This is a genomic window from Stenotrophomonas rhizophila, assembly GCF_001704155.1.
GTDB lineage: Bacteria > Pseudomonadota > Gammaproteobacteria > Xanthomonadales > Xanthomonadaceae > Stenotrophomonas > Stenotrophomonas rhizophila_A.
On the sequence record NZ_CP016294.1, the window covers coordinates 552,360 to 572,589 of the forward strand.

A 20,230-nucleotide genomic window follows, 5' to 3' on the forward strand; every position below is an offset into this window, starting at 1 on the left:
GGTTAACGTTCGGAAACGTCGGTCGCTGCTTCCGCCGGCTGGGGCTGCGGCTGCGCCGCCTCCTGCGTGGCGGTCACCCGGGCCCGTGGCGCAGCGGCAGGGGCGGCAGCCCGAACCGGTGCCGCAGGTGGCGTCGGGTCGACCGCTTCATCCACCTTGTCCGCGGCCTGTTCGGCGGTTTCGGCCGCCTCATTGGCCTGCATCGAGGCGAACGCCGCCTGTGCGCTGGCCAGCAGGTTGGACACCGAGCCAATCATCTGCAGCCAGCGGGCCCCGTGGAAACGGGTGCTGCCGGGCTCCAGCTTGCCGGCCAGGAAACCACCGGCCAGGCCCACGCTGATGATGCGCAGCGGGGTCCAGCCTTCGCGCCAGGCCTGGCTGAGGGTGAACCAGCTGCACTGGGTCTCGTCGACCCGGATCGCGACCACTTGTTCAGCCCGCTTGACGCGGTGGCGCAGGGCTTCGAACTTCATGGCGTACGCTCCGCTGCCCGGACATCCGCATCGGGATCGTCTTCGGTGGGCTCATCGAACAGGCCGAGCCGCGACAACTGGCGGCGGGTGGCATGCATGCCGGTGTGGCGGAAGAAGAACGACACCCGCCAGATGGCATAGCCGGTCATCGCCAGGCTCACCAGCGAGGTGATCAACAGCGAATGGAACCAGGACAGGCCCCAGCGCTGCATCAGCGCGATCAGCGTGCCGGCCAGCAGCAGCCAGGCCGAGGCGCCGAACACGATCGCCACCCCGCTCCACGCCAAGGCCCGACCGAACGCACTGCGTGCCAAGGCAAATTCAAAGGAGGCCAGCCGACGCAGCGAACGCAGCGTGTGCTTGGCCGAATCCACGGTTGCGCGGCCGGCCTGGCCGACCTCGCGGATGCTTTCATCCAGGCGCGGCGCGCGCTGCCCGGCATCGCCCTCCGGTGGGGGCGTTGCCGCCCCACCGTCAGGCGTCGACTGTGCTTGATCGCTCACGCCGACTTACTTGTCGCCGCTGCGGGCAAGCTTGGCGATGATCCAGCCGGCGGCAAACGCCACGCCGAACGAGGCCAGCGGGCGCTCGCGGATCAACTCGGCGGCGCTGTCGACCAGGTCCTTGCCCTTGTCCATCAGCGCATCGACCTGTTCCTTGGCAGCAGCACCGCCGAATTCAGCAGCAGCCAGCCCGGACAGTGCGGTGTCGGAGAGTTCGGCCTTGACGTTGGCCTTGCCGATACGCAGTTCGTCGGTCGCCGCGCCGGTGGCGCCCTTGATCGCGCCGCCGGCAGCGGTGGCAGCCGACTTCAGGTGCGAACCGGCTTCACCCAGGTGTTCCTTCAGGTTTTCGGTATTGGTGGGGCTCATCGTGTATCTCCGTAGTAAGCGATGGGGAAGGTGACCGCAGGCCATGCCGGTCGAAGCGAACTGAAGGTAATAGCACTGGCAGGGTGTAGAGGGCGTCAGCTGGTGTGATCCGCGCGCGAAGGTTGCCTGACCGGTTCAGCGCATTTCCAGTTCGCCGCGCGCATTGCCGCGCACCACGCGCAGCACCAGCTGCTGCGGGCGCTGCTGGAAATTGGCGCGCCAGCTGGCCAGGTCGGCGAATTCACCCACGCTGGCCTGGATGATCAGATCGCCGGCGACCAGGCCCGAATTCGCCGCGCGGCTGCCGCGCTTGACGTCGCTGACCATGACCCCGCTGCTGCCGGCCTGGCGCAATGTCTCGGGCAGGTCTACGAAGGTGGCGCCGCTCAACCGCGGGTCCAGCGATTCACCGGCCACCGCGCGCGGCTGTTCCTTCAGCGTGGCCTTGAACGTCAGCGGCTTGCCATCACGGCGCACCTCCAGTGTCAGCGCGCTGCCCACCGGCTGCAGGCCCTCCACGTTGTGCAGCGCCACCGCGCCATCCACCCGCTGGCCATTGGCCGACACCACCACATCGCCCGGCTTCAGCCCCGCCGCAGCGGCGCCCGAACCGGCCAGCACGCGGGTGACAAGCGCGCCACGCGCTTCGCTCAGGCCCAGGTTCTGCGCCAGCGCCTGGGTGAGGTTCTGTGCTTCGATGCCCAGCGTGCCGCGCACCACCACGCCATGCTTGATGAGCTGGTCCACCACATCGCGCGCCAGGTTGGTCGGAATGGCCAGGCCCAGGCCGATGTTGCCGGCCATGCTGCCCTGCGGATTGAAGCTGGCGGTATTGATGCCCACCAGCTGGCCCTGCAGGTTGACCAGCGCGCCGCCGGAGTTGCCCGGGTTGATCGAGGCATCGGTCTGGATGAAGTTCTGGTAGCCCAGCCCGCGGATGCCGGTGCGGCCCACCGCCGAGACGATGCCCGACGTGACCGTCTGGCTGAAGCCGAACGGGTTGCCGATGGCCACCACGAAATCGCCCACGCGCAGCTGCGTGCTGTCGCCCAGCGGCAGCGCGGTGAGCTTGTCGGCCGGAATGCGGATCAGCGCAATGTCGGTATCGCGGTCCGAACCGAGGAACTCGGCCTTGACCGTGCGCCCGTCCGACAGCGTCACCTGCACATCGTCGGCGTTCTCGATCACGTGGTGGTTGGTCAGCACCAGGCCTTCGGCCGCATCGATGATGACGCCCGAACCGAGCGATTCGTTGATGCGCTCCTGCGGTACTTCGGGGAACAGGCGGCGGAAGAACGGGTCGTTGAAGTACGGGTTGCGCACCCGCACCACCTGCTTGGTATTGACGCTCACCACCGCCGGCATCACCCGCTCCAGCATTGGCGCCAGCGAGGGCACCGGCTGCCCGGCCACCGACGCAGGCAGCGCAGCGGTCGCCGGAATGGCCAGCGTGGCCGGCGCCGCTTCAGCGCGGTTGTCCAGATGGGCGTTGATGGCGGAAGCGACAAAGCCTCCGAAGGCGGCGGCAAGCGCGAGCGTGAGCAGGGTCGGGAGCGGTCGCATGGGAGTCCGGTGGGCGGAAAACACGTATACGGTAAATCAAGCTGAACGAGTCTGTGCGCTGCCGGCTAAACCGGCGATGAAATCGACCCCGGCCACCGCCGCCCCTGCGACCTTCCGTGCCGTTGACACGCCCCCGTGCCGGCGTAAGCTGGATCCAGGCCGGCCACTAGATGTTGCGTTGCCGACCCAGAGTGCCCCAAGGCGTTGGGTCCGCCAGCGGGCACACCCGGTGACCACGCGATGGAGCCTGCCTCGAATGCGTACGGTGCAAACGGACGTGATTCCCCCGGAGCTGGCCACCGGCGACGTGCCGCTGCAGCCGGCCTCGCTGGATATCTGGGACAAGAAGTACCGGCTCAAGACCAAGCAGGGCCAGGCGCTGGATGCGGATATCGACGCCACTTACCTGCGCGTGGCGCACGCCCTGGCCGACGCCGAACTCACCGAGGACAAGCGCCGGCACTGGCGCGAGCGCTTCACCTGGGCGCTGCGCCGTGGCGCCATTCCCGCCGGCCGCATCATTTCCAATGCCGGCGCGCAGGCGCACAAGCCGGCCACCAGCACCATCAACTGCACCGTCTCGGGCACGCTCGAAGATTCGATGGACGGCATCCTGCGCAAGGTCCACGAAGCCGGGCTCACCCTCAAGGCCGGCTGCGGCATCGGCTATGAATTCAGCACGCTGCGTCCGCGCGGCGCGTTCGTGGCCGGGGCTGGCGCGCACACCTCCGGCCCGATGTCCTTCATGGATATCTTCGACAAGATGTGTTTCACCATCTCCTCGGCCGGCGGCCGCCGTGGCGCGCAGATGGGCACCTTCGACGTCTCGCACCCGGATGTGCGCGATTTCATCCGGGCCAAGCGCGAAGACGGCCGGCTGCGCCAGTTCAACCTGTCGCTGCTGATCACCGATGGCTTCATGCAGGCCGTGGACAACGACGCCGACTGGCCGCTGGTGTTCCCGCTGAGCCGGCACGAGGCCGGCGAGTTCGACCTGGCTGATCCGGCCGCCGTGCAGTGGCGCGAATGGCCCACCCACCGCGACTACGTGGTCCGCGAAGATGGCCTGGTGGCCTGCCGCGTCTACGGCCAGATCCGCGCCCGGCACCTGTGGGACATGATCATGGTGTCCACCTATGACTACGCCGAACCCGGTTTCATCCTGATCGACCGGGTCAACGAAATGAACAACAACTGGTGGTGCGAGGACATCCGCGCCACCAATCCCTGCGTCACCGCCGATACCTGGGTGCACACCGCCGCCGGGCCGCGCCAGGTGGCCGAGCTGATCGGGCAGGGGTTCCACGTGCGCGTGGAGGGGCAGGACCATGCCACTACCGATGCCGGGTTCTTCCGCACGGCGCGCAAGCCGGTGCTCGCCCTGCAGACCCGCGAAGGCCATCGGCTGCGGCTGACTGCCGACCATCGGGTTCGCCGGGTCACCCACCGCACCCGCTGGGAGGTGCAGAGCGACTGGTGCGAGGCGGGCCAGTTGCAGGCGGGGGATGAGGTATTGCTGCAGGACCATCGCGCCGCGCCGCACTGGCCGGGCGCGCTGGCGCATGAGCAGGGTTACCTGCTGGGGCTGCTGATGGGCGACGGCACGTTGAAAGAGGAAGGCGCTGTGCTCTCGGTGTGGAGCCCAGCGGCAGTGGCCAATGGCGCGCCGGCGACGCCGGCACCCGGAGCGCTCGCGCTGATGGGTGAAGCGCTGCGCTGCGCGAAGACGCTGCCGCACCGGGCCGATTTCACCGGGTGGTCCGAGGTGGGCGGCCGGAGCGAATGGCGCCTGAAGTCCGCGGCATTGCGTGATCTTGCTCAGCAGCTGGGCATGTCCCCCGGTGATAAGCCCATTACCCCGGCGCTGGAAAAACTTTCCAGCGATGCCTGCCGTGGCTTCCTGCGCGGCCTCTTCGACGCCGACGGCAGCGTGCAGGGCAACCAGGGCAACCAGGGCAAGGGCGTATCCGTCCGATTGGCGCAGTCTGATCGCCCGCGCCTGGAGGCGGTGCAGCGCATGCTGCTGCGGCTGGGAATTCCCGCCACCCTCTACGTCCGCCGCGAGGCCGGACACGCCGTGCTGCCGGATGGCCGCGGTGGCCAGAGCTCTTACCCCACCCTGGCCCAGTTCGAACTCGTGATCAGCGGCGAAGGCATAGCCCGCTACGACGCGCTGATCGGGTTCGCCGACACCGACAAGGCCGCGCGCTTGACCCGGACGCTGGCCGCCTACCGCCGCACGCTCAACCGCAGCCGCTTCTTCGCCACCGTTGAAAGCGTGGACCCGGACGGGGTGGAAGACGTCTACGACGTCCAGGTACCTGGCATACACTGCTTCGACGGCAACGGCCTGCATGCCCATAACTGCGGCGAACAGCCCTTGCCCCCGTATGGCGCGTGCCTGCTCGGCTCGGTCAACCTCACCCGCTTCGTGCGCGACCCATTCACCGCCGAGGCCCGGTTCGACTGGGACGAATACAAAGAAGTGGTGCGGGTGTTCACCCGCATGCTCGACAACGTGGTGGAGGTCAACGGCCTGCCGCTGGAACAGCAGCGCCAGGAGATCCTGCGCAAGCGCCGGCACGGCATGGGCTTCCTGGGCCTGGGCTCCACCCTGGCCATGCTGCGCATGACCTATGGCGCGCCCGACGCCTGCGACTTCACCGAGGCCATCGCCCGCGAGATGGCCGTGGCGGGGTGGGAAACCGGGCTCAGCCTGGCCCGCGAGAAAGGGCCGGCGCCGATCATGCAGGAGACCTTCGAGGTCACCGCCGCCATGCTGCGCCAGCGCCCGGAAATGGCCGCCGATGGCTGGCGCGCCGGCCAGCACATCGAGGGCAAGGTGCTGCATGCCCGCTACAGCCGCTACATGCAACGCATCGCCAGCGTGGCCCCGGAGCTGGTGGAGGAGCTGGCCGAGATCGGCGCCCGCTTCACCCACCACAGTTCCATCGCCCCCACCGGCACCATCAGCCTGTCGCTGGCCAACAACGCCTCCAACGGCATCGAGCCCTCGTTCGCCCACCACTACAGCCGCAACGTGATCCGCGAGGGGCGCAAGAGCAAGGAGAAGGTGGACGTGTTCTCCTACGAACTGCTGGCCTTCCGGCACCTGGTCAACCCGCAGGCCATGCCGTTCGCCGACGAGGACGGCGCCCGCCTGCCGGACTACTTCATTGCTGCCGACGACATCTCGCCCAAGGCCCACGTGGATGTCCAGGCCGCCGCGCAGAAGTGGGTGGACAGCTCCATTTCCAAGACCGCCAACGTCCCCACCGACTACCCCTACGAGCAGTTCAAGGACATTTACCGCTACGCCCATGCGCAGGGGTTGAAGGGCTGCACCACCTTCCGTTTCAACCCCGCCGCGTTCCAGGGCGTGCTGGTCAAGGAGGCCGATCTGGAGAACACCACCTACCGTTTCGAACTCCAGGACGGCGCAGTTGTGGAAGTAAAGGGCAACGAACAGATCGAGTATGACGGCGAATTGCACACCGCCGCGAACCTGTTCGACGCGCTCAAGGAGGGCTATTACGGCAAGTTCTGATTGTGCAGCCGAAGCTGTTTTCAAGTGGTTTCATGCGTGATTCCCGTCCGCGCCGGATTCATGGCGCCGGCCGGGCAAGCACAAAGGCGGCTCACGAGCTGCGACAAGACCGTTCCACGATCGTCCGCGCCGGTATAGCATCGCCAGCGAAATCACTGACTGGCCCCTCAGGAGGCAAAACATGAGCAACGGAAATGGCGTCACCGCGACCCTGTCGCAGGGTGTGGAAACTGTGAAAGAAACCGCCGGCAACGTTGGCGAGACCATCGCCCACACCGCTGAAGAAGTGGTCGCCTCGGTGAAGAAGACCGCCAAGCGCGCGCGCAAGGCTGCCACCACCCAGGTTGCCAAGGTCAAGAAGGCTGTCAAGAAGGCCGAGAAGACCGTCGCCAAGAAGGCTGACAAGGCCGCCAAGTCGGTCGGCAAGCGCCTGGCCACGGCCAAGAAGAAGCTGGAAACCGCCAAGAGCAACGCCAAGGCCGAGGCCGCCGCGCTGACCAAGAAGGTCGCCAAGAAGAAGGCCGCTGCTGAAAAGGCCGTGACCAAGACCACCAAGGCCGCCAAGAAGGTTGCCGGCAAGAAGGTCGCCACCGCCAAGAAGGCCGTGACCAAGAAGACTGCCGCCGCCAAGAAGGTCGTGGGCAAGAAGGCTGCCACCACCAAGAAGGCTGTCGCCAGGAAGTCGGTTGCTGCCAAGAAGGCCGTGACCAAGAAGACCGCCACCGCCAAGAAGGTTGTTGGCAAGAAGGTCGCTACCGCCAAGAAGGCTGTGGCCAAGAAGTCGGCGGCCACCAAGAAGGCCGTGGGCAAGAAGACCGCCACCGCCCGCAAGACCGTTGGCAAGAAGGTCGCTGTCGCCAAGAAGACCGTCGCCCGCAAGTCGGCCGCCACCAAGAAGGCCGTGACCAAGAAGACCGCCACCGCCCGCAAGACGGTCGGCAAGAAGGTCGCTGTCGCCAAGAAGACCGTGGCCCGCAAGTCGGCCGCCACCAAGAAGGCTGTCGCCAAGAAGACCGCCGTTGCCCGCAAGTCGGTTGCCCGCAAGGCTGCACCGGCCAAGCGCGGCGCCAAGACCGTGGCCCGCAAGGCCCCGGCCAAGCGCGCCCGCAAGTAAGCAGGTAATGCACGGCGCCTGCCCCTGGGCGGGCGCCGTGAACACCGAGGAAACGCACCATGGCTGTCAGGATCGATCAGAAGATCACCGGGTATGCCGTCGTCACCCCCGAGGAGACGCGCCAGGCAGCGCCCACCGCCGCCCCGCTCCCGGACGCCGCCAACGACATCGTGCAGATGCACGAGCGCATCGAGCGCCCCGACGTCCTGGTCGGCAACACCTACAAGATCAAATCGCCGATGGTGGAGCACGCCTTCTACGTGACCATCAACGACATCGTGCTCAACCCGGGCACCGAACACGAGCTGCGCCGGCCCTTCGAGGTGTTCATCAACTCCAAGTCGATGGAGCACTTCCAGTGGATCGTGGCGCTTACCCGGATCATGTCCGCCGTATTCCGCAAGGGCGGGGACGTGACCTTCCTGGTCGAGGAGATGAAGGCCGTGTTCGACCCGCGCGGCGGCTACTACAAGATCGGCGGCGCCTACATGCCCTCGCTGGTGGCCGAACTGGGCAGCATCATCGAACACCACCTCAAGTCGATCGGGCTGCTGCACGACCCGGAGATGAGTGCCGCGCAACGCGCGCTGATCGCTGAAAAGCGCCGAGATTACGAAGCGCGGGAGAGCGAAGAGCTGGCCATCACCGGCGACGGCGCCAGCTTTCCGCCCAGCGCCAGCATGTGCGAGAAGTGCTTCACCAAGGCGCAGGTGTTCATGGACGGCTGCGCCACCTGCCTGAATTGTGGGTACTCCAAGTGCGGGTGAGCTGACGCCGATGCGCAACCTGGACTTCAGCTCCTGGCAGGCCATGCTCTCCACCCTGGTCGGGCTGGCGGTCATCACCCTGATCGGCGTGGGCATCCGCCTGGTGTTCATGCAGACCCTGCAGCAGCGCCGCGAGCGCGAGAACCGCCAGATCAACGAGCGGCTGCGCACCCTGATTGCCGCCTACAAGACGCTCGGCGGGTCGTTCACCGGCGCGCTGCACGTCGATCCGCGCCACCTGCGTGACCTGCGCCAGGCGCCTGGCGAAGGCGATGAGACGTTGAACCTGCCACTGAGCACCGGCAGCGACCGCGCACGCCGGATCCGCGATGCGGTGGAAGCGGCGCTCTCGGACATCGTGCTGCTGGGCACCGACGACCAGGTGCGGCTGGCTGCACACGCGGCCAACGAACTGGCCGCAGGCCGCGCGGTGCCCACCGCCGAGCTGGTGGTATCGCTGCGCGATTTCATCCGCGAGGCGCTGGACCTGGCGCCCATTCCCGCCAGCGTGGCGATTCCGCGCCAAGGCCCGGCGCGGCCTGCGGCCGGTGGTGCGCGGGGCAAGGCCGAGGCCGGCGACCGCGCCGGGGGCAAGGGCGGCGGCGGTGGTGGCATGGGCGGCATGGGCGGTGGCGGCGCCGGGGTGGGCATGGGCCACGGCCAGGACGACGACAGCAGCCACGCGCGCTGAGCGGGGCGGGTGGCTGCCTGGGCCGTCGATTCGCCCGCTACAGCGCCTGCTACTTCCTGAGTTCCACGATCGGTACGAAGCCGCCATAGATCATCCGCTTGCCGTCGAACGGCATGGGATTGTTGGCCGGATCCATGCGCGGGTCCTTCATCATTTTCTCCATCCCCGCATCGCGGGTGGCCTTGTCCGGCCATTCGATCCAGGAGAACACAACCGTCTCATCGTCCTTGGCTTCTACGGAGCGGAAGAAGTCGGTCTGCTTGCCGTGGGTGACGTCATCACCCCAGCACTCCACCACGCGCAGTGCGCCGAATTCCATGAACACCGAATCGCCTTCGTTGGCGTGTTTGATGAATTTGTCTTTGTTGGCGGTGGGTACGGCCAATACGAAACCGTCGATATAGGACATCTGCAGCCTCCGGTAACCGGTGCACCACGGCGGGCACCTTCAAGGAATACGACGCGTGGGGGCGCGGGAAATCGACAGTGCCTCCAGGGCAGGCTGGAGGCGGTGATGATTTCGTTAATCCGGCATATGCGGCCGGAAAATCAACGGGTTAAGTCACTGGCGCGCTGCATTGCAGCGAAGCAAGGGTAAGAAAACCCTTAACGACGGTGAGGAACATCCTGATATTCGCGCGCCGCTATCGGCCTCACTATGCAAGCGCCGGGCAGGCCACCCCAAGGGCCCTGCGGTTTGATGCCAGAGCTGCGTCAGCCGGTGCAACACGGAAGATGGACGCGTTAGCCGACTACTCCCCAAGAGCGGCTTCCCCAGCGCGTGACGCCCTGCAAGGGTATCGTCGTGACCGGATTCCCTTCGCCCTGCCGAATCATTTCGGCATGAGTCCAGCGGCGACCTCTCCATCACTTCCATTTCCCTTTATCCCACGCGTTGTAAACGCAAGGTTCATCGTGTGCCGCGAACACACACAGCACACCTGAAAAATGCAGCGCGCGCGTATATGACACGACGCGTCTGAATGAATGCCAAAAATTCGCGTAGCCGAAACCGGCTCACTTCAGGGCGCGTTGTGTCGAATAACGGAGAATTTACATTCCCGATGCAGAAGCCGCTTGCGCCACTGCACGAACGAAACAACAGAAAAGGTGTACCCCCATGAAGACCTCCTTGATTGCCCTGGCGCTCGCCGCCGCTCTGCCGTTCGGCGCTTCGGCCGCTGAAGGCCTGTCCTACAATTACGCCGAAGGCGATTACGTCAAGACCGATGCCGATGGTGGCAAGGCCGACGGTTGGGGTGTGAAGGGTTCGTACGGTTTCCTGCCGAACTTCCATGCGTTTGGTGAATACAACCAGCAGAAGACCGACATCGGCAACTTCAAGGTTGACCAGTGGCGCGTCGGCGTGGGCTACAACCACGAAATCGCCACCAGCACCGACTTCGTGGGCCGCGTTGCCTACAACAAGTTCGACCCGAAGGAAGGCTTGGACTTCAACGGCTACAGCGCTGAAGCCGGTATCCGCACCGCGTTCGGCCAGCACGCCGAAGTCTATGCAATGGCCGGTTACGAGGATTACAGCAAGAAGCACGGCATCAATCCGGATGGCCAGTTCTACGGCCGCCTGGGTGGCCAGGTGAAGTTGAACCAGAACTGGGGCATCAATGGCGATATCAAGATGGATCGCCACGGTGACAAGGAATGGTCGGTCGGCCCGCGCTTCAGCTGGTAAGCGGCGTCTGATCGCTCCGTTGCGTGCCTGACTGGCGCAGCGACAAGGGCCCGGCACATGCCGGGCCTTTTTTGTGGGCGCGAAAAGCGTACCGACCAACGGTCGGTACCTACCGCCGCACCCATCGGTTGGCGGCCACCACGGATGGTCGCGCGTCCGAAGCAACGGTTGGCGGCCACCACGGATGGTCCCGGGTGCACAGCACACGGTAGGCGGCCACCGTTGGTGGTCGCGGGCCCGCAGGCGATAATGCCGCCGCCCCCCGGAGAACCCCATGTCCCAGCCGACCCCACTGCAACACCCTCGCGTCGGCTGTGGCGCCGTCATCCAGCGCGCCGATGGGGCCGTCCTGCTGGTCAAGCGCGGGCGTCCGCCCGAACAGGGTCACTGGGGCCTGCCCGGCGGCAAGGTCGATTGGATGGAGAAGGTGGAAGACACCGTGGTCCGCGAAGTGCGGGAAGAGACCGGCCTGCGCATCGCGTTGGAGCGGCTGCTGTGCGTGGTGGACCACTTCGAGCCGGCGCTGGGCCAGCACTGGGTGGCACCGGTCTACCTGGCGCGCACGCTGGACGACACGCCGGCCGCGTCGCTCGAACCCGAAGCAATCCTTGCCGTGGACTGGTTTGCGGCCGACGCGTTGCCCGCCCCCTTGACCCGCTCCGCCACCGAAGGCCTGGCGCGGCTCGCCGAGCCGCGCTGAACCGCGCGCGCTATCGCCGGGCGGCGGCCCCGTCACCGCGCGCCACCGCTTCCACTTCCTCGCGGCTGGTACATGCGGCATCGCCCGGCGTGGACATCGCCAGTGCGCCGTGCGCCGCGCCGAGCTCCACCGCCACCTGTTCGCCCAGGCCTTCCAGCAGGGCATGCACCACCCCCGCCACGAAGGCATCGCCGCCACCCACGCGGTCCAGCAGGTCCACTTCGCGCGCGGCGGAGACGAACAGCGCCTCGCGGTTGCGCAGCGCGCCGGCCCAACCGTTGCGGGCCGCGTTGCTGGCATCGCGCAGGGTGAACGCCACCGCCTGCAGGTTGGGGAACCGTTCCATTGCGCGGAGCGCGGCCGCATCGGCCGGTCCCACATCCATCGGCGTCTCGCGCCGGCCCAGGTCGGCCAGGTCCATGCCCAGGCAGGCCGCGAACGAGTACTCATCGCCAATGAGCAGGTCGCACTCGGCGGCGATCGCGCAGTTGGCATGCCGCGCCGCGTCCGGGTCCGGATGGCTGTTCCACAGGCTGGCGCGGTAGTTGAGGTCGTAGGACACCGCCACGCCATGCCGGCGCGCCGCGCGCACGGCAGCGATGGCCGTCTGCGCGCTGTGCTCGGACAACGCCGCGAAGATGCCGCCGGTGTGCAGCCAGCGCACCCCGTGCACGCCGAACAGCGTGTCCCAGTCGATCTCGTCAGGCTGAAGTTGCGAGGCGGCCGAGTACGCCCGGTCGGACACCCCCAGCGGCGCGCGCACGCCGAAGCCGCGCTCGGTGAAGTTCAGCCCCATCCGCGTGTTGCGGCCAATGCCGTCGTACTCGCGCCAGAGGATCTGGCTGCTGTCCACGCCGCCGGCCTGGATCAGCTGCTGGGCCAGCAGGCCCAGCTCGTTGCGCGGCAGTGCGGTCAGCACCGCCGTGGCATGGCCGAAGGTACTGCTCAACCCGCGTGCCACGTTGTACTCGCCGCCGCCTTCCCATACCTGGAACTGGCGGGCGTTGCGCACGCGGCCTTCGCCCGGGTCGAACCGCAACATCACTTCACCCAGCGCCATCGCGGCCCAGCGTGGGCTGGCGTGACGTGCCAGCTGGAACTGCTGCGTGCTCATCGTGCCTTGCACCCGAGCACGGCCAGGTCCACGCCATCGGCCATGCGCCGGTAGCCTTCATCGTTGGGGTGCAGGAAATCGCGGGTGATGGCTTCCGGCAGGAATTCCGGCTTGGCCGGATCGCGCAGGATCTGGTCGAAGTCGATCAGCGCATCGAAGCCACTGCGCCCACCGCGCATCCAGGTGTTGAGCGTGGTGCGGGTGCCGGCCGATACGGGTTCGTAGCGGTCAGAGCCGCCGAACGGCGTCATCGTTGCGGCAATGGCGCGGATGCCGTTGCTGTGCAGGCGCTCGGCCACCTGCCGGTAGCCCAGCACCATGTCATCGGCGTTGCGGCCGGCCACCGGCGGGGTGCCGCCGTCATGGCGGATATCGTTGATGCCTTCGAACAGGATCACCCGGTCCACGTGCGGCAGCGCGATCACATCGCGGTCCAGCCGGGCCAGCGCACTGTGGCTGCGTCCATGGTCCATCACCTTGTTGCCGCTGATGCCGGCGTTGACCAGCACCACCTGGTCCGGGCAGGCCTGCTGCAGGCGGGTGGCCAGCAGCGAAGGCCAATCACCGTTGCTGCCGCGCGTGGCGGTGGCACCTTCGGTGATCGAATCGCCCAAGGCCACCACGACGATGGGTTTACTGCTGCGCTCGGCCAGCACCGCCGACACCACGTTCTGCCGGTAGGCCAGCTTCACCTTGTCGGCAACCTCGGCCTGGCGGCCGTCGGCAATGCGCAGCGCGGTGCGCCGCACCGCCGGCTGGGTGGGTTCGGGGAAATACACGGTGAGGGAGACATCAGCCAGCGCCGGCACCGCCATCGGCACCGGGTCGCTGAGCAGCACCGCGCCCACTGGCACGGTGACCTCGCTGCGCCCGTTGAAGGTCACCAGCTTGGCCGGCGTGGCCGTGCCGGTGCGCTGTGCGGTGGCGCCGCCGATATGCAGCGGCGCCACGCCCAGCTCGTTGGTGATGCGGAAGCGCAGCGCGGTGGCCGAGCTGGCCAGGCGCATGTCCTGGCGCACGGTCTGGTTGGCGAACTGCACCGGTGCTTCCGGCGTGCCGTCCTGGCGGTCGGGCGCCGGCGAGGCGGTCCAGGCCGGTACCCAGACCTGGGCCTGGGTGGGCAGCGCGGCGGCGCTGGTGGCAAGTGCAAATGAAAGCGCAGTGATCCAGCGCAGCATGGCAGCCCTCCCAGGCGGTCAGCGGTCTATCAGGAGAAGTAGGTGCCGCCGTTGACGTCGACGTTGGCACCGGTGATGAAGCCGGCCGCATCCGAGGCCAGGTACACGGCGGTGTCGGCCGCTTCCTGCGGGCGGCCCTGGCGGCGCAGCGGGGTGTTGCCAGCCACGGCGGTGCGCACTTCCGGCTTGGTGAACTCATCGTGGAAGCGGGTGGCAATCATGCCGCAGCACAGCGCGTTGACGCGGATGCCGCGCGGGCCCAGTTCCTTGGCCATGGCGCGGGTGAAGGTCATCACCGCCGCCTTGGCGGTGGCGTAGATCGACGCGCCCGGCCCACCGCCATCGCGGCCGGCCTGCGAGGCGAAGTTCACGATCGCGCCGCCTTCGGGCATGTGCGGCACCACCGCATGGGTGGTCAGGTAGACCGAGCTCATGTTGAGGTCCATCACCTTGTGGAAGAACGCCGGGTCGATCTCGGCCAGCGGGCGGCGCTGCACCATGCCACCGGCCACGTTCACCAGCACGTCGATCCGTGGCCCGAACGCAGCCTGCGTGGCGGCAACCAGGCCGGCCACGGCCTGCGCGTCGGTCACGTCGGCGCGGTGCACGATGGCGGTGCCGCCGGCGGCCTGCACCTGCTGCAGGGTCTCCTGCGCGCTGGCTTCGTCGTTGGCGTAGTTGATGCACACCTTGGCGCCGGCCGCGGCCAGCTTCAGCGAGATCTCACGGCCGATATCGCGGCCGCCACCGGTGACGATCGCCACCTTGTCCTTGAACTGATTCATTTGGTACTCCAGTGATGCGAGGGGGAAAAGGAAAACCTCAGCGGGAAGGCGGCGCGTCGAGCTTCTCGACGCGTCCGGTCACCAGCCACAGGGCAAGCAGGGAAGCGGGCACCAGCGCCGCCACCAGGATGAAAATGGGTGCATAGGAGTCGCGGGTCATCACCGGCACCAGCCAGGTGGTGATCAGCGTGCCGGCCACGGCGGCCATGCCGCCCAGCCCGGCCAGCGAGCCGACCGATCTGCCATTGAAGATGTCGCCGGGCAGGGTCTGGATGTTGCCGATGGCGATCTGGAAACCGAACAGCACGAAGGCAATGGTCACCACCGCCCACACCGGGTCGGTGGCCAGCACCGCGCCCAGCAGCGCCGGGGCCATGATTGCCCCGCCCAGGGTGATGACCCATTTGCGTGCGCGGTCCACGCTCCAGCCGGCCCCGATCAGCCGCCCGGACAACCAGCCGCCGCCCAGGCTGCCGATCATCGCGCCCACGTACGGCACCCAGGCAAAGATGCCGATCTGCTTGATGTCGAAGCCGAAGGTATCGGCCAGGTAGATCGGCAGCCAGGACACGAACAGCCACCAGATCGGGTCGATGAAGAAGCGCGTGGTGAGGATGCCCCAGGTCTGCCGGTGGCCCAGCAGCTGGCGCACGTTCGGCACGTATTCGACCTTGGGAACGGCCGGCTGTTCGGCCGGCGCATCCAGGATCAACGCGCGTTCGGCCGCGCTCACCCACGGGTGCTTGTCCGGGCCGGCGCGGTAGATGATCAGCCACGGCAGCAGCCAGACGAACCCGATGGCGCCGATGAGGATGAAGGTGCCGCGCCAGCCCAGCCACAGGAACAGCACCGCGATGAGGGGGGCGGAAATGATGGCGCCGATCGACGCGCCAGCGTTGAACACGCCTTGCGCCAGGGCCCGCTCGCGCGCCGGGAACCATTCGGCGTTGGCCTTGACCGCACCGGGCCACGCGCCTGCTTCACTGATGCCGAGCATGGCGCGCACGATGCTGAAGGACAGGATCGAGTGGGTTACCGAATGCAGCGCGATCGAGATCGACCACACCGCAATCGACAGCGCAAAGCCCATGCGGGTGCCGATGATGTCGAACAGGCGGCCGAACACGAACTGGCCGGCGGCGTAGAACAGCATGAACACCGTGACCAGCAGCGCGTAGTCTTCCTTGGTGGCGCCTACGTCCTTGGAAATCTGTGGCCACATCACCGCCAGGGCGTTGCGGTCGATGTAGTTGATCACCGTGGCCACCGCGATCAGCGCCACGATCAGCCAGCGCACGTAAGAACGGGTTCGGGTGCTCACGTTCATTTGCCGCCCTTGCCGGTGGCCGTATCGAAGCGCTTCCAGCCACCGCTCCAGTTCCAGCGTTGGCCGTCGGCGCTCACCTCATGGCTGCCGCCCTTGGACGGGTCATCGGCAATGCCCAGCGCCACGCGCTGGCCACCGGCCAGGTCCAGCACCAGCACGCTGGCGTCCTTGCCACGGTAGTGAGCCAGGCGGTCGATGCGGCTGTTGGCGCCGCGCACGGTTTCGGCGGTGCCGTCGTACTGGCCATGCGGTTCCAGCACACCGTAGAAGGTAGTGGACGCCTGGCCATCCACGCGCTGCAGCAGCAGCGGTTCGCGGCGCAGGTTGAACGAAGGATCGTTCGCACCGCTCTCGCCGATCAACGCCCGCGCCGGCGCGGTGCTGGCGAAGCGGTAGGTGTAGAAGCGCCCGTCCAGCAGCCAGGTCAGGCTCCGCGCCTCAGTGCCCGGTTCGCTGGAGGCATCCACCCACACGTGCTGGTAGCCGTTGGCCTTGCCCAGCACCGGGCGCGTGGTCACCGCCGACTGCGCCTTGAAGCCCACGTCCATGATGTGGCCGTTGAGGTGCAGCGGCAGGTCGTAGCGGGCCGGCGTGCTGCCGTCCACGCGCAGCAGGTCCAGCACCACCGGCTGGCCCAGCGACGGGTGCGCGAGCAGCGCCTGGGTGCGGGTGAAGCTCACCCCGTCATACGCACCGTCCATGCGTGCCGACACGATCTGGGTGTCGTCGGTCACCGCGAACAGCAGCGGGGCGGGGGCCAGCGGCTGGCCCTTCTTCCAGTCGCCGCCGAAGTGGCTCTGCTCGTTCACCACCAGCGTGTTGTGCGCCAGCGTCTGCCGCGCCCAGCTGGTGTTCTCGGGCAGGTAGATGCCGCCGGACTTGGCTTCGATGTTGAGGAAGCGGGCGGCGCCGTAGTCGGTGACCACGCGCTGGCCGTTGTCGTAGAACAGCCAGTTGAGCTTGTCGAAGTGGCCGTGCCCCATGCCCTGCTTGGTGTTCTTCATCACCAGTGCCTGGCCGTCTTCGCCACCCATGCGCAGGATCGCCAGCGCGCCTTCGGTGCCGTCCGGGCCATCGCGCAGCAGGGTGGGCACGAAGGCATAGGGCCTGGCCTTGTCTTCAGCCAGCGCCTTGGCCACCTGCAGCCCTTCGGGCGAGAGCAGCACGCGCTTCTGGCCCTTGGCGACCGACAGCAACCGTGCATCGCCGGTGTTGGCGTACGCGATGTCGATGCCCGCCACCAGCTCTTCGGTGTCCAGGCCCTTGTCCAGGATCGCGTCGTTGATCGGGATGAAGTAGCCGCCGTAGCTGCTCTGTACCAGCGCATCCACCGCCTTGAGCAGCACCCCGTCGCGGCGCTTGAAGATGCCGCGTTCGGGTTCGTTGCGCTGTACCGCGTTGGCGAACAGGATGAAGGGCGCCAGCGCATAGCGCTGGTAGTAAGGGCCCTCTTCGTAATAGCCATCGGGCGAGAACAGCTGGTCCACCTGCTTGAGGAAGCCGGCGTTGCCATCGCGTTTGCTCCCCTTCAGCGCCTGGTCCACCAGCACCGGGTCGCGCAGCACGTAGCCGGTCATGCCGGTGGCGGCCACCGCCCAGGTGGCGTGGTTGTGGATCTTGTCGAAGTTCTCCGGGTTGCCGCTCAGGAACTGCGCCATCGGCCGGAACACGTTGTTGTCAATGGTGCGGCGCTCATCGGCGCCGAGGCTGTCGCGGATCGCGTCGTAACCCTGCACCGCGTTGACCAGCCACACCGAATCATTGAGCGTCTGCCAGAACAGACGCCCGGGAATCTGCCCGCGTCCTTCCGGATGAGCGCCCAGGCCGGGGTACAGCGTGGCGTAGCCGAGCAGTACATCGCGCGCGAAGTTCGCATACGCCTTGTCGCCGGTGAGCCGGTACAGCGCGCCTGCGGCCTGGATGGCCTGGTAATTGCGCTTGTGCTGTTCGTGGGTGTAGCCGCCGCCCTTGTCCTTGGGCACCGGTACATCGATGCCGGCTTTCATCATCGCGCGCACCAGCTTCTCGGCACGCGCCTGTTCCTTGGCGAACATCGGGTAGCCGGCGCCATCGCGGCGCATCTGCTCCCACTGGGCGGCGGTGACCAGCACCGGTGCGCTGCCGGCTTCGGCACCGCGCGTGGCGGTGCTGGGCGCCTGGGCGTGCGCGGCGGGCAGCGCGGCGGCACTGAAGGTGGCCGCCAGCAGCAGCATCAGGGGCGTGGAACGCGTCATGGCAAAGTCTCGGCTGGGGTATCGGACTGCAGCGCCGCCGTAGCGGTGAACGTGGTGTTGCGCAGGCGCAGGTGCGGCTCGCCTGTCTGATGGGTGAAACGCACCCGGCCGCTGCGCAGCCAGGTGGTGTCGCTCAGGTGGGCCTGCTGCACGCCGTGCAGGCGCAGGCTGGTGTCGCCCACGTTGCCCACCTGTTCCAGGCGGCTGCCGCGCAGCTCGAAGGCCGGCCCGAAGGTGCTCTCATCGGTGCCGCCGCGGTACAGGTTCACCAGCGGGCCACCGATGCGCTGGAAGATCGAATCGACAATCTCCACCGTTTCGGCGTTGTAGGTGCCCAGGTCGTCGGTCTCGGCGGCGGCGGCGATCACGCTGCCGCTGATGTCGTTCACCGTCACGCCGTGCAGCCGGATCAACGCGGCGAACGTGCCCTTGCCGGTGTTGATCACATCAAAGGCCTTGTTGCTGCTCAGGTCGTGGATGCGGCTGTCTTCAATGGCCAGGGTGTAATCGAAGGCCTGGCTGCCCGGCGGTACCCGGATCACCGCATTGCCGGCCGCATCGGGGGCCAGGCTGCCGTCGATCTCCAGCCCGGCCAGGCGCAGCGAGCCACCGGGGCGGATCTCGAACAGCGAGGGTCGTGAGAACCGCAGCGTGGCCTTGCCCTTGGCCGGGCCGATCACGCTCAGCGGGTGGTTTACCGCCAGCACCTGGCTGATGCGGTAGTCACCGGGCTGGAGCTGCAGGCGGTCGCCTGCGGCGCTGGCCGCCACGGCGGTCACCAGGGTGTCTTCGCCCGGCGCGACGCGGTGCGCGCGGCCGCTGTCCAACGTGGCCTGGGTGAGCTGTTTGGGATACCACGCCACGCCGACCTGTTCGCGCGGCACCGGCGCCAGGTCGCGCGGTGCGCCAACCTCAACACCGGCCGGCGGATACAGCAGGCCGTTGGCCGCGCGCTGCAGGGTGAGGCTGCGGCCCTGAACGCCGTTGGGGAAACCGGGTGACGCCGCCGGGCTCTGCACGTTGCCACTGAAGGCAATGCCGGAAAGCTCGCCTTGCGTGCGCAGCAGCTCGCCGCTGCCGTCGCCGACGAACAGGTTGTCGTCGATCTTGCTGCGCACAGGCATCGCGTTGCGCTCCTCGTCCAGCCCGGCGCCGAGGAAGAGGTAGCGCGCCTGCACGAAGCTGTTATGGCTGATCAGCGCATTGTCCACCTGCTCATAGCGGTTGAGTGGCGCATCGCGGGTGCCGGCCATCACGGCCAGCGCCGAGGCGAAGCCATCGCCGGCCACGCCTTCGAAATAGTTGTCGCGCACGATCTGGTCGCGGTTGATCACCCGCACCCCACCGGTATGTGGCTTGCCGTTGCCCAGGAAGATGTTGCGCTCCACCACGTTGCCGTGGCCGTGGCGCAGCACCATCGAGCCGCGCGATTCCTTGAACACGTTGCCGCGGTACAGGTTGCCACCGGACTTGTTGGAGACGATCTCCACCTCGCCATCGCAGTGCTCGAACCAGTTGTTCTCCACCACCGTGTTGGAGGCCGACTGCGAATCGTGGCTGGTGCCCACCCGGATGGTCTCGCCGCCGTTGCTGCCCAGGTTGGGGCGCGGCCCGAACCAGTTGTGGTCGATGCGGTGGCGGTTATCCAACCCGCTGGTGGCATTGCGCACCACCACCAGGGTGGTGCCGGCGTTGGTCTTGCCCACCAGCTGGTTGTGGTCGAAGCGGTTGAATTTGCCGTACATCGCCACCCAGTTATCGGACTGGGCGCGGTCGGGCTTGTTGTAGCCATCAATCACGATGCCGGTGACCCGGCTGTGCTCGGCCCAGGCCTTGGAGGAGCTGCGGAAGCTCACCACCTCACCACCCGGCGCCCAGCCATCGCGGAACACCAGGTTGGAGACTTCCAGGTAGGCCCCGGCCAGCCGCAGCTGCGATTGCCCGCTCAGGATCACCTTCCCGGGCGTCTGCGCGGTCAGACGAATTGGTTTACCAATTGTGCCGGTACCCGTCAGCAGAAGATCCACATCCCGCCACGTTCCATCGGCCAGAACGACAGTATCGCCGGGCTTCAGGCCCTTCGCAGCGGCAGCGTACCCAGCCGCGTCGTGCACAAGATACTCAGCCGACCAGGCAACGCCAGGCAGGAGCGCCAGCACGGTAGCGGCGGTT

The 20,230-nt window shown here is 67.3% G+C and carries 17 protein-coding genes; 6 read left to right on the forward strand and 11 right to left on the reverse strand.

Translation table 11 applies throughout. The features are described from left to right. Positions 1 to 2: 2 nt before the first annotated feature. The 4 genes from BAY15_RS02335 to BAY15_RS02350 all read right to left on the reverse strand — a co-directional run bounded on the left by BAY15_RS02335 (position 3) and on the right by BAY15_RS02350 (position 2,908). Positions 3 to 473, reverse strand: a complete 471-nt coding sequence (locus BAY15_RS02335) for a protein sip-5 (protein WP_068848629.1) — start codon at positions 471 to 473, stop codon at positions 3 to 5. Next, positions 470 to 976 (reverse strand): hypothetical protein, encoded by a 507-nt coding sequence (locus BAY15_RS02340; protein ID WP_068848630.1) that lies wholly within the window; start codon positions 974 to 976, stop codon positions 470 to 472. Before BAY15_RS02340 ends, BAY15_RS02335 begins: the two co-directional genes overlap by 4 nt. A 6-nt stretch (positions 977 to 982) precedes the next feature. Continuing rightward, positions 983 to 1,345, reverse strand: coding sequence for a hypothetical protein (locus BAY15_RS02345; protein WP_068848632.1), 363 nt, complete (start codon positions 1,343 to 1,345; stop codon positions 983 to 985). A gap of 135 nt (positions 1,346 to 1,480) precedes the next feature. Continuing rightward, complete coding sequence (locus BAY15_RS02350; RefSeq protein WP_068848634.1) at positions 1,481 to 2,908, reverse strand: Do family serine endopeptidase; 1,428 nt, start codon at positions 2,906 to 2,908, stop codon at positions 1,481 to 1,483. A 256-nt stretch (positions 2,909 to 3,164) separates the two neighbouring features. Between BAY15_RS02350 and BAY15_RS02355 the strand changes: the two genes are divergently transcribed. The 4 genes from BAY15_RS02355 to BAY15_RS02370 all read left to right on the forward strand — a co-directional run bounded on the left by BAY15_RS02355 (position 3,165) and on the right by BAY15_RS02370 (position 9,027). Then, positions 3,165 to 6,455, forward strand: a complete 3,291-nt coding sequence (locus tag BAY15_RS02355; RefSeq protein WP_068848636.1) for an LAGLIDADG family homing endonuclease — start codon at positions 3,165 to 3,167, stop codon at positions 6,453 to 6,455. Positions 6,456 to 6,636: 181 nt separating this feature from the next. Further along, a complete protein-coding gene (locus BAY15_RS02360; protein WP_068848638.1) occupies positions 6,637 to 7,569 on the forward strand; it encodes a histone in 933 nt (310 codons plus the stop codon). A 59-nt stretch (positions 7,570 to 7,628) separates the two neighbouring features. Further along, positions 7,629 to 8,336, forward strand: a complete 708-nt coding sequence (locus BAY15_RS02365; RefSeq protein ID WP_068848640.1) for an NrdJb — start codon at positions 7,629 to 7,631, stop codon at positions 8,334 to 8,336. A 10-nt stretch (positions 8,337 to 8,346) separates the two neighbouring features. Beyond that, positions 8,347 to 9,027 carry a hypothetical protein gene (locus tag BAY15_RS02370; RefSeq protein WP_068848642.1) on the forward strand — a complete coding sequence of 227 codons (681 nt, stop codon included), beginning with the start codon at positions 8,347 to 8,349 and terminating at the stop codon, positions 9,025 to 9,027. 49 nt (positions 9,028 to 9,076) lie between these two features. Here BAY15_RS02370 and BAY15_RS02375 read toward each other — a convergent pair whose 3' ends face one another. Then, complete coding sequence (locus tag BAY15_RS02375; RefSeq protein ID WP_068848644.1) at positions 9,077 to 9,436, reverse strand: DUF1428 domain-containing protein; 360 nt, start codon at positions 9,434 to 9,436, stop codon at positions 9,077 to 9,079. Between the two features lie 711 nt (positions 9,437 to 10,147). Between BAY15_RS02375 and BAY15_RS02380 the strand changes: the two genes are divergently transcribed. After that, positions 10,148 to 10,720 (forward strand): Ax21 family protein, encoded by a 573-nt coding sequence (locus BAY15_RS02380; RefSeq protein WP_068848647.1) that lies wholly within the window; start codon positions 10,148 to 10,150, stop codon positions 10,718 to 10,720. A gap of 274 nt (positions 10,721 to 10,994) precedes the next feature. Next, positions 10,995 to 11,420 (forward strand): NUDIX domain-containing protein, encoded by a 426-nt coding sequence (locus tag BAY15_RS02385; RefSeq protein WP_068848649.1) that lies wholly within the window; start codon positions 10,995 to 10,997, stop codon positions 11,418 to 11,420. 10 nt (positions 11,421 to 11,430) lie between these two features. Here BAY15_RS02385 and BAY15_RS02390 read toward each other — a convergent pair whose 3' ends face one another. Genes BAY15_RS02390 through BAY15_RS02415 form a run of 6 tightly spaced genes read right to left on the reverse strand, consistent with a single transcriptional unit; the run spans position 11,431 to position 20,217 of the window. Further along, a complete protein-coding gene (locus BAY15_RS02390) occupies positions 11,431 to 12,534 on the reverse strand; it encodes a sugar kinase (protein ID WP_068848651.1) in 1,104 nt (367 codons plus the stop codon). Further along, complete coding sequence (locus tag BAY15_RS02395) at positions 12,531 to 13,712, reverse strand: GDSL-type esterase/lipase family protein (RefSeq protein WP_068848653.1); 1,182 nt, start codon at positions 13,710 to 13,712, stop codon at positions 12,531 to 12,533. The genes BAY15_RS02390 and BAY15_RS02395 overlap by 4 nt, the downstream gene beginning before the upstream one ends. Positions 13,713 to 13,741: 29 nt before the next feature. After that, positions 13,742 to 14,497, reverse strand: coding sequence for an SDR family NAD(P)-dependent oxidoreductase (locus tag BAY15_RS02400; RefSeq protein ID WP_068848655.1), 756 nt, complete (start codon positions 14,495 to 14,497; stop codon positions 13,742 to 13,744). Between the two features lie 37 nt (positions 14,498 to 14,534). Next, the gene (locus tag BAY15_RS02405) at positions 14,535 to 15,824 is read right to left on the reverse strand and encodes an MFS transporter (protein ID WP_068848658.1); all 1,290 of its coding nucleotides are present in this window, start codon (positions 15,822 to 15,824) and stop codon (positions 14,535 to 14,537) included. After that, complete coding sequence (locus tag BAY15_RS02410) at positions 15,821 to 18,058, reverse strand: oligoalginate lyase (RefSeq protein WP_237334304.1); 2,238 nt, start codon at positions 18,056 to 18,058, stop codon at positions 15,821 to 15,823. Before BAY15_RS02410 ends, BAY15_RS02405 begins: the two co-directional genes overlap by 4 nt. Continuing rightward, complete coding sequence (locus BAY15_RS02415) at positions 18,055 to 20,217, reverse strand: chondroitinase-B domain-containing protein (RefSeq protein ID WP_428999275.1); 2,163 nt, start codon at positions 20,215 to 20,217, stop codon at positions 18,055 to 18,057. The genes BAY15_RS02410 and BAY15_RS02415 overlap by 4 nt, the downstream gene beginning before the upstream one ends. Between the last annotated feature and the right edge of the window lie 13 nt (positions 20,218 to 20,230).

Bases quoted from the DNA above. Each gene is read 5' to 3' on its own strand.
- BAY15_RS02335 (WP_068848629.1), bottom strand. From the start codon at position 473: ATGAAGTTCGAAGCCCTGCGCCACCGCGTCAAGCGGGCTGAACAAGTG.
- BAY15_RS02345 (WP_068848632.1), bottom strand. From the start codon at position 1,345: ATGAGCCCCACCAATACCGAAAACCTGAAGGAACACCTGGGTGAAGCC.
- BAY15_RS02350 (WP_068848634.1), bottom strand. From the start codon at position 2,908: ATGCGACCGCTCCCGACCCTGCTCACGCTCGCGCTTGCCGCCGCCTTC.
- BAY15_RS02355 (WP_068848636.1), top strand. From the start codon at position 3,165: ATGCGTACGGTGCAAACGGACGTGATTCCCCCGGAGCTGGCCACCGGC.
- BAY15_RS02360 (WP_068848638.1), top strand. From the start codon at position 6,637: ATGAGCAACGGAAATGGCGTCACCGCGACCCTGTCGCAGGGTGTGGAA.
- BAY15_RS02365 (WP_068848640.1), top strand. From the start codon at position 7,629: ATGGCTGTCAGGATCGATCAGAAGATCACCGGGTATGCCGTCGTCACC.
- BAY15_RS02370 (WP_068848642.1), top strand. From the start codon at position 8,347: ATGCGCAACCTGGACTTCAGCTCCTGGCAGGCCATGCTCTCCACCCTG.
- BAY15_RS02375 (WP_068848644.1), bottom strand. From the start codon at position 9,436: ATGTCCTATATCGACGGTTTCGTATTGGCCGTACCCACCGCCAACAAA.
- BAY15_RS02380 (WP_068848647.1), top strand. From the start codon at position 10,148: ATGAAGACCTCCTTGATTGCCCTGGCGCTCGCCGCCGCTCTGCCGTTC.
- BAY15_RS02385 (WP_068848649.1), top strand. From the start codon at position 10,995: ATGTCCCAGCCGACCCCACTGCAACACCCTCGCGTCGGCTGTGGCGCC.
- BAY15_RS02390 (WP_068848651.1), bottom strand. From the start codon at position 12,534: ATGAGCACGCAGCAGTTCCAGCTGGCACGTCACGCCAGCCCACGCTGG.
- BAY15_RS02395 (WP_068848653.1), bottom strand. From the start codon at position 13,712: ATGCTGCGCTGGATCACTGCGCTTTCATTTGCACTTGCCACCAGCGCC.
- BAY15_RS02400 (WP_068848655.1), bottom strand. From the start codon at position 14,497: ATGAATCAGTTCAAGGACAAGGTGGCGATCGTCACCGGTGGCGGCCGC.
- BAY15_RS02405 (WP_068848658.1), bottom strand. From the start codon at position 15,824: ATGAACGTGAGCACCCGAACCCGTTCTTACGTGCGCTGGCTGATCGTG.
- BAY15_RS02410 (WP_237334304.1), bottom strand. From the start codon at position 18,058: ATGACGCGTTCCACGCCCCTGATGCTGCTGCTGGCGGCCACCTTCAGT.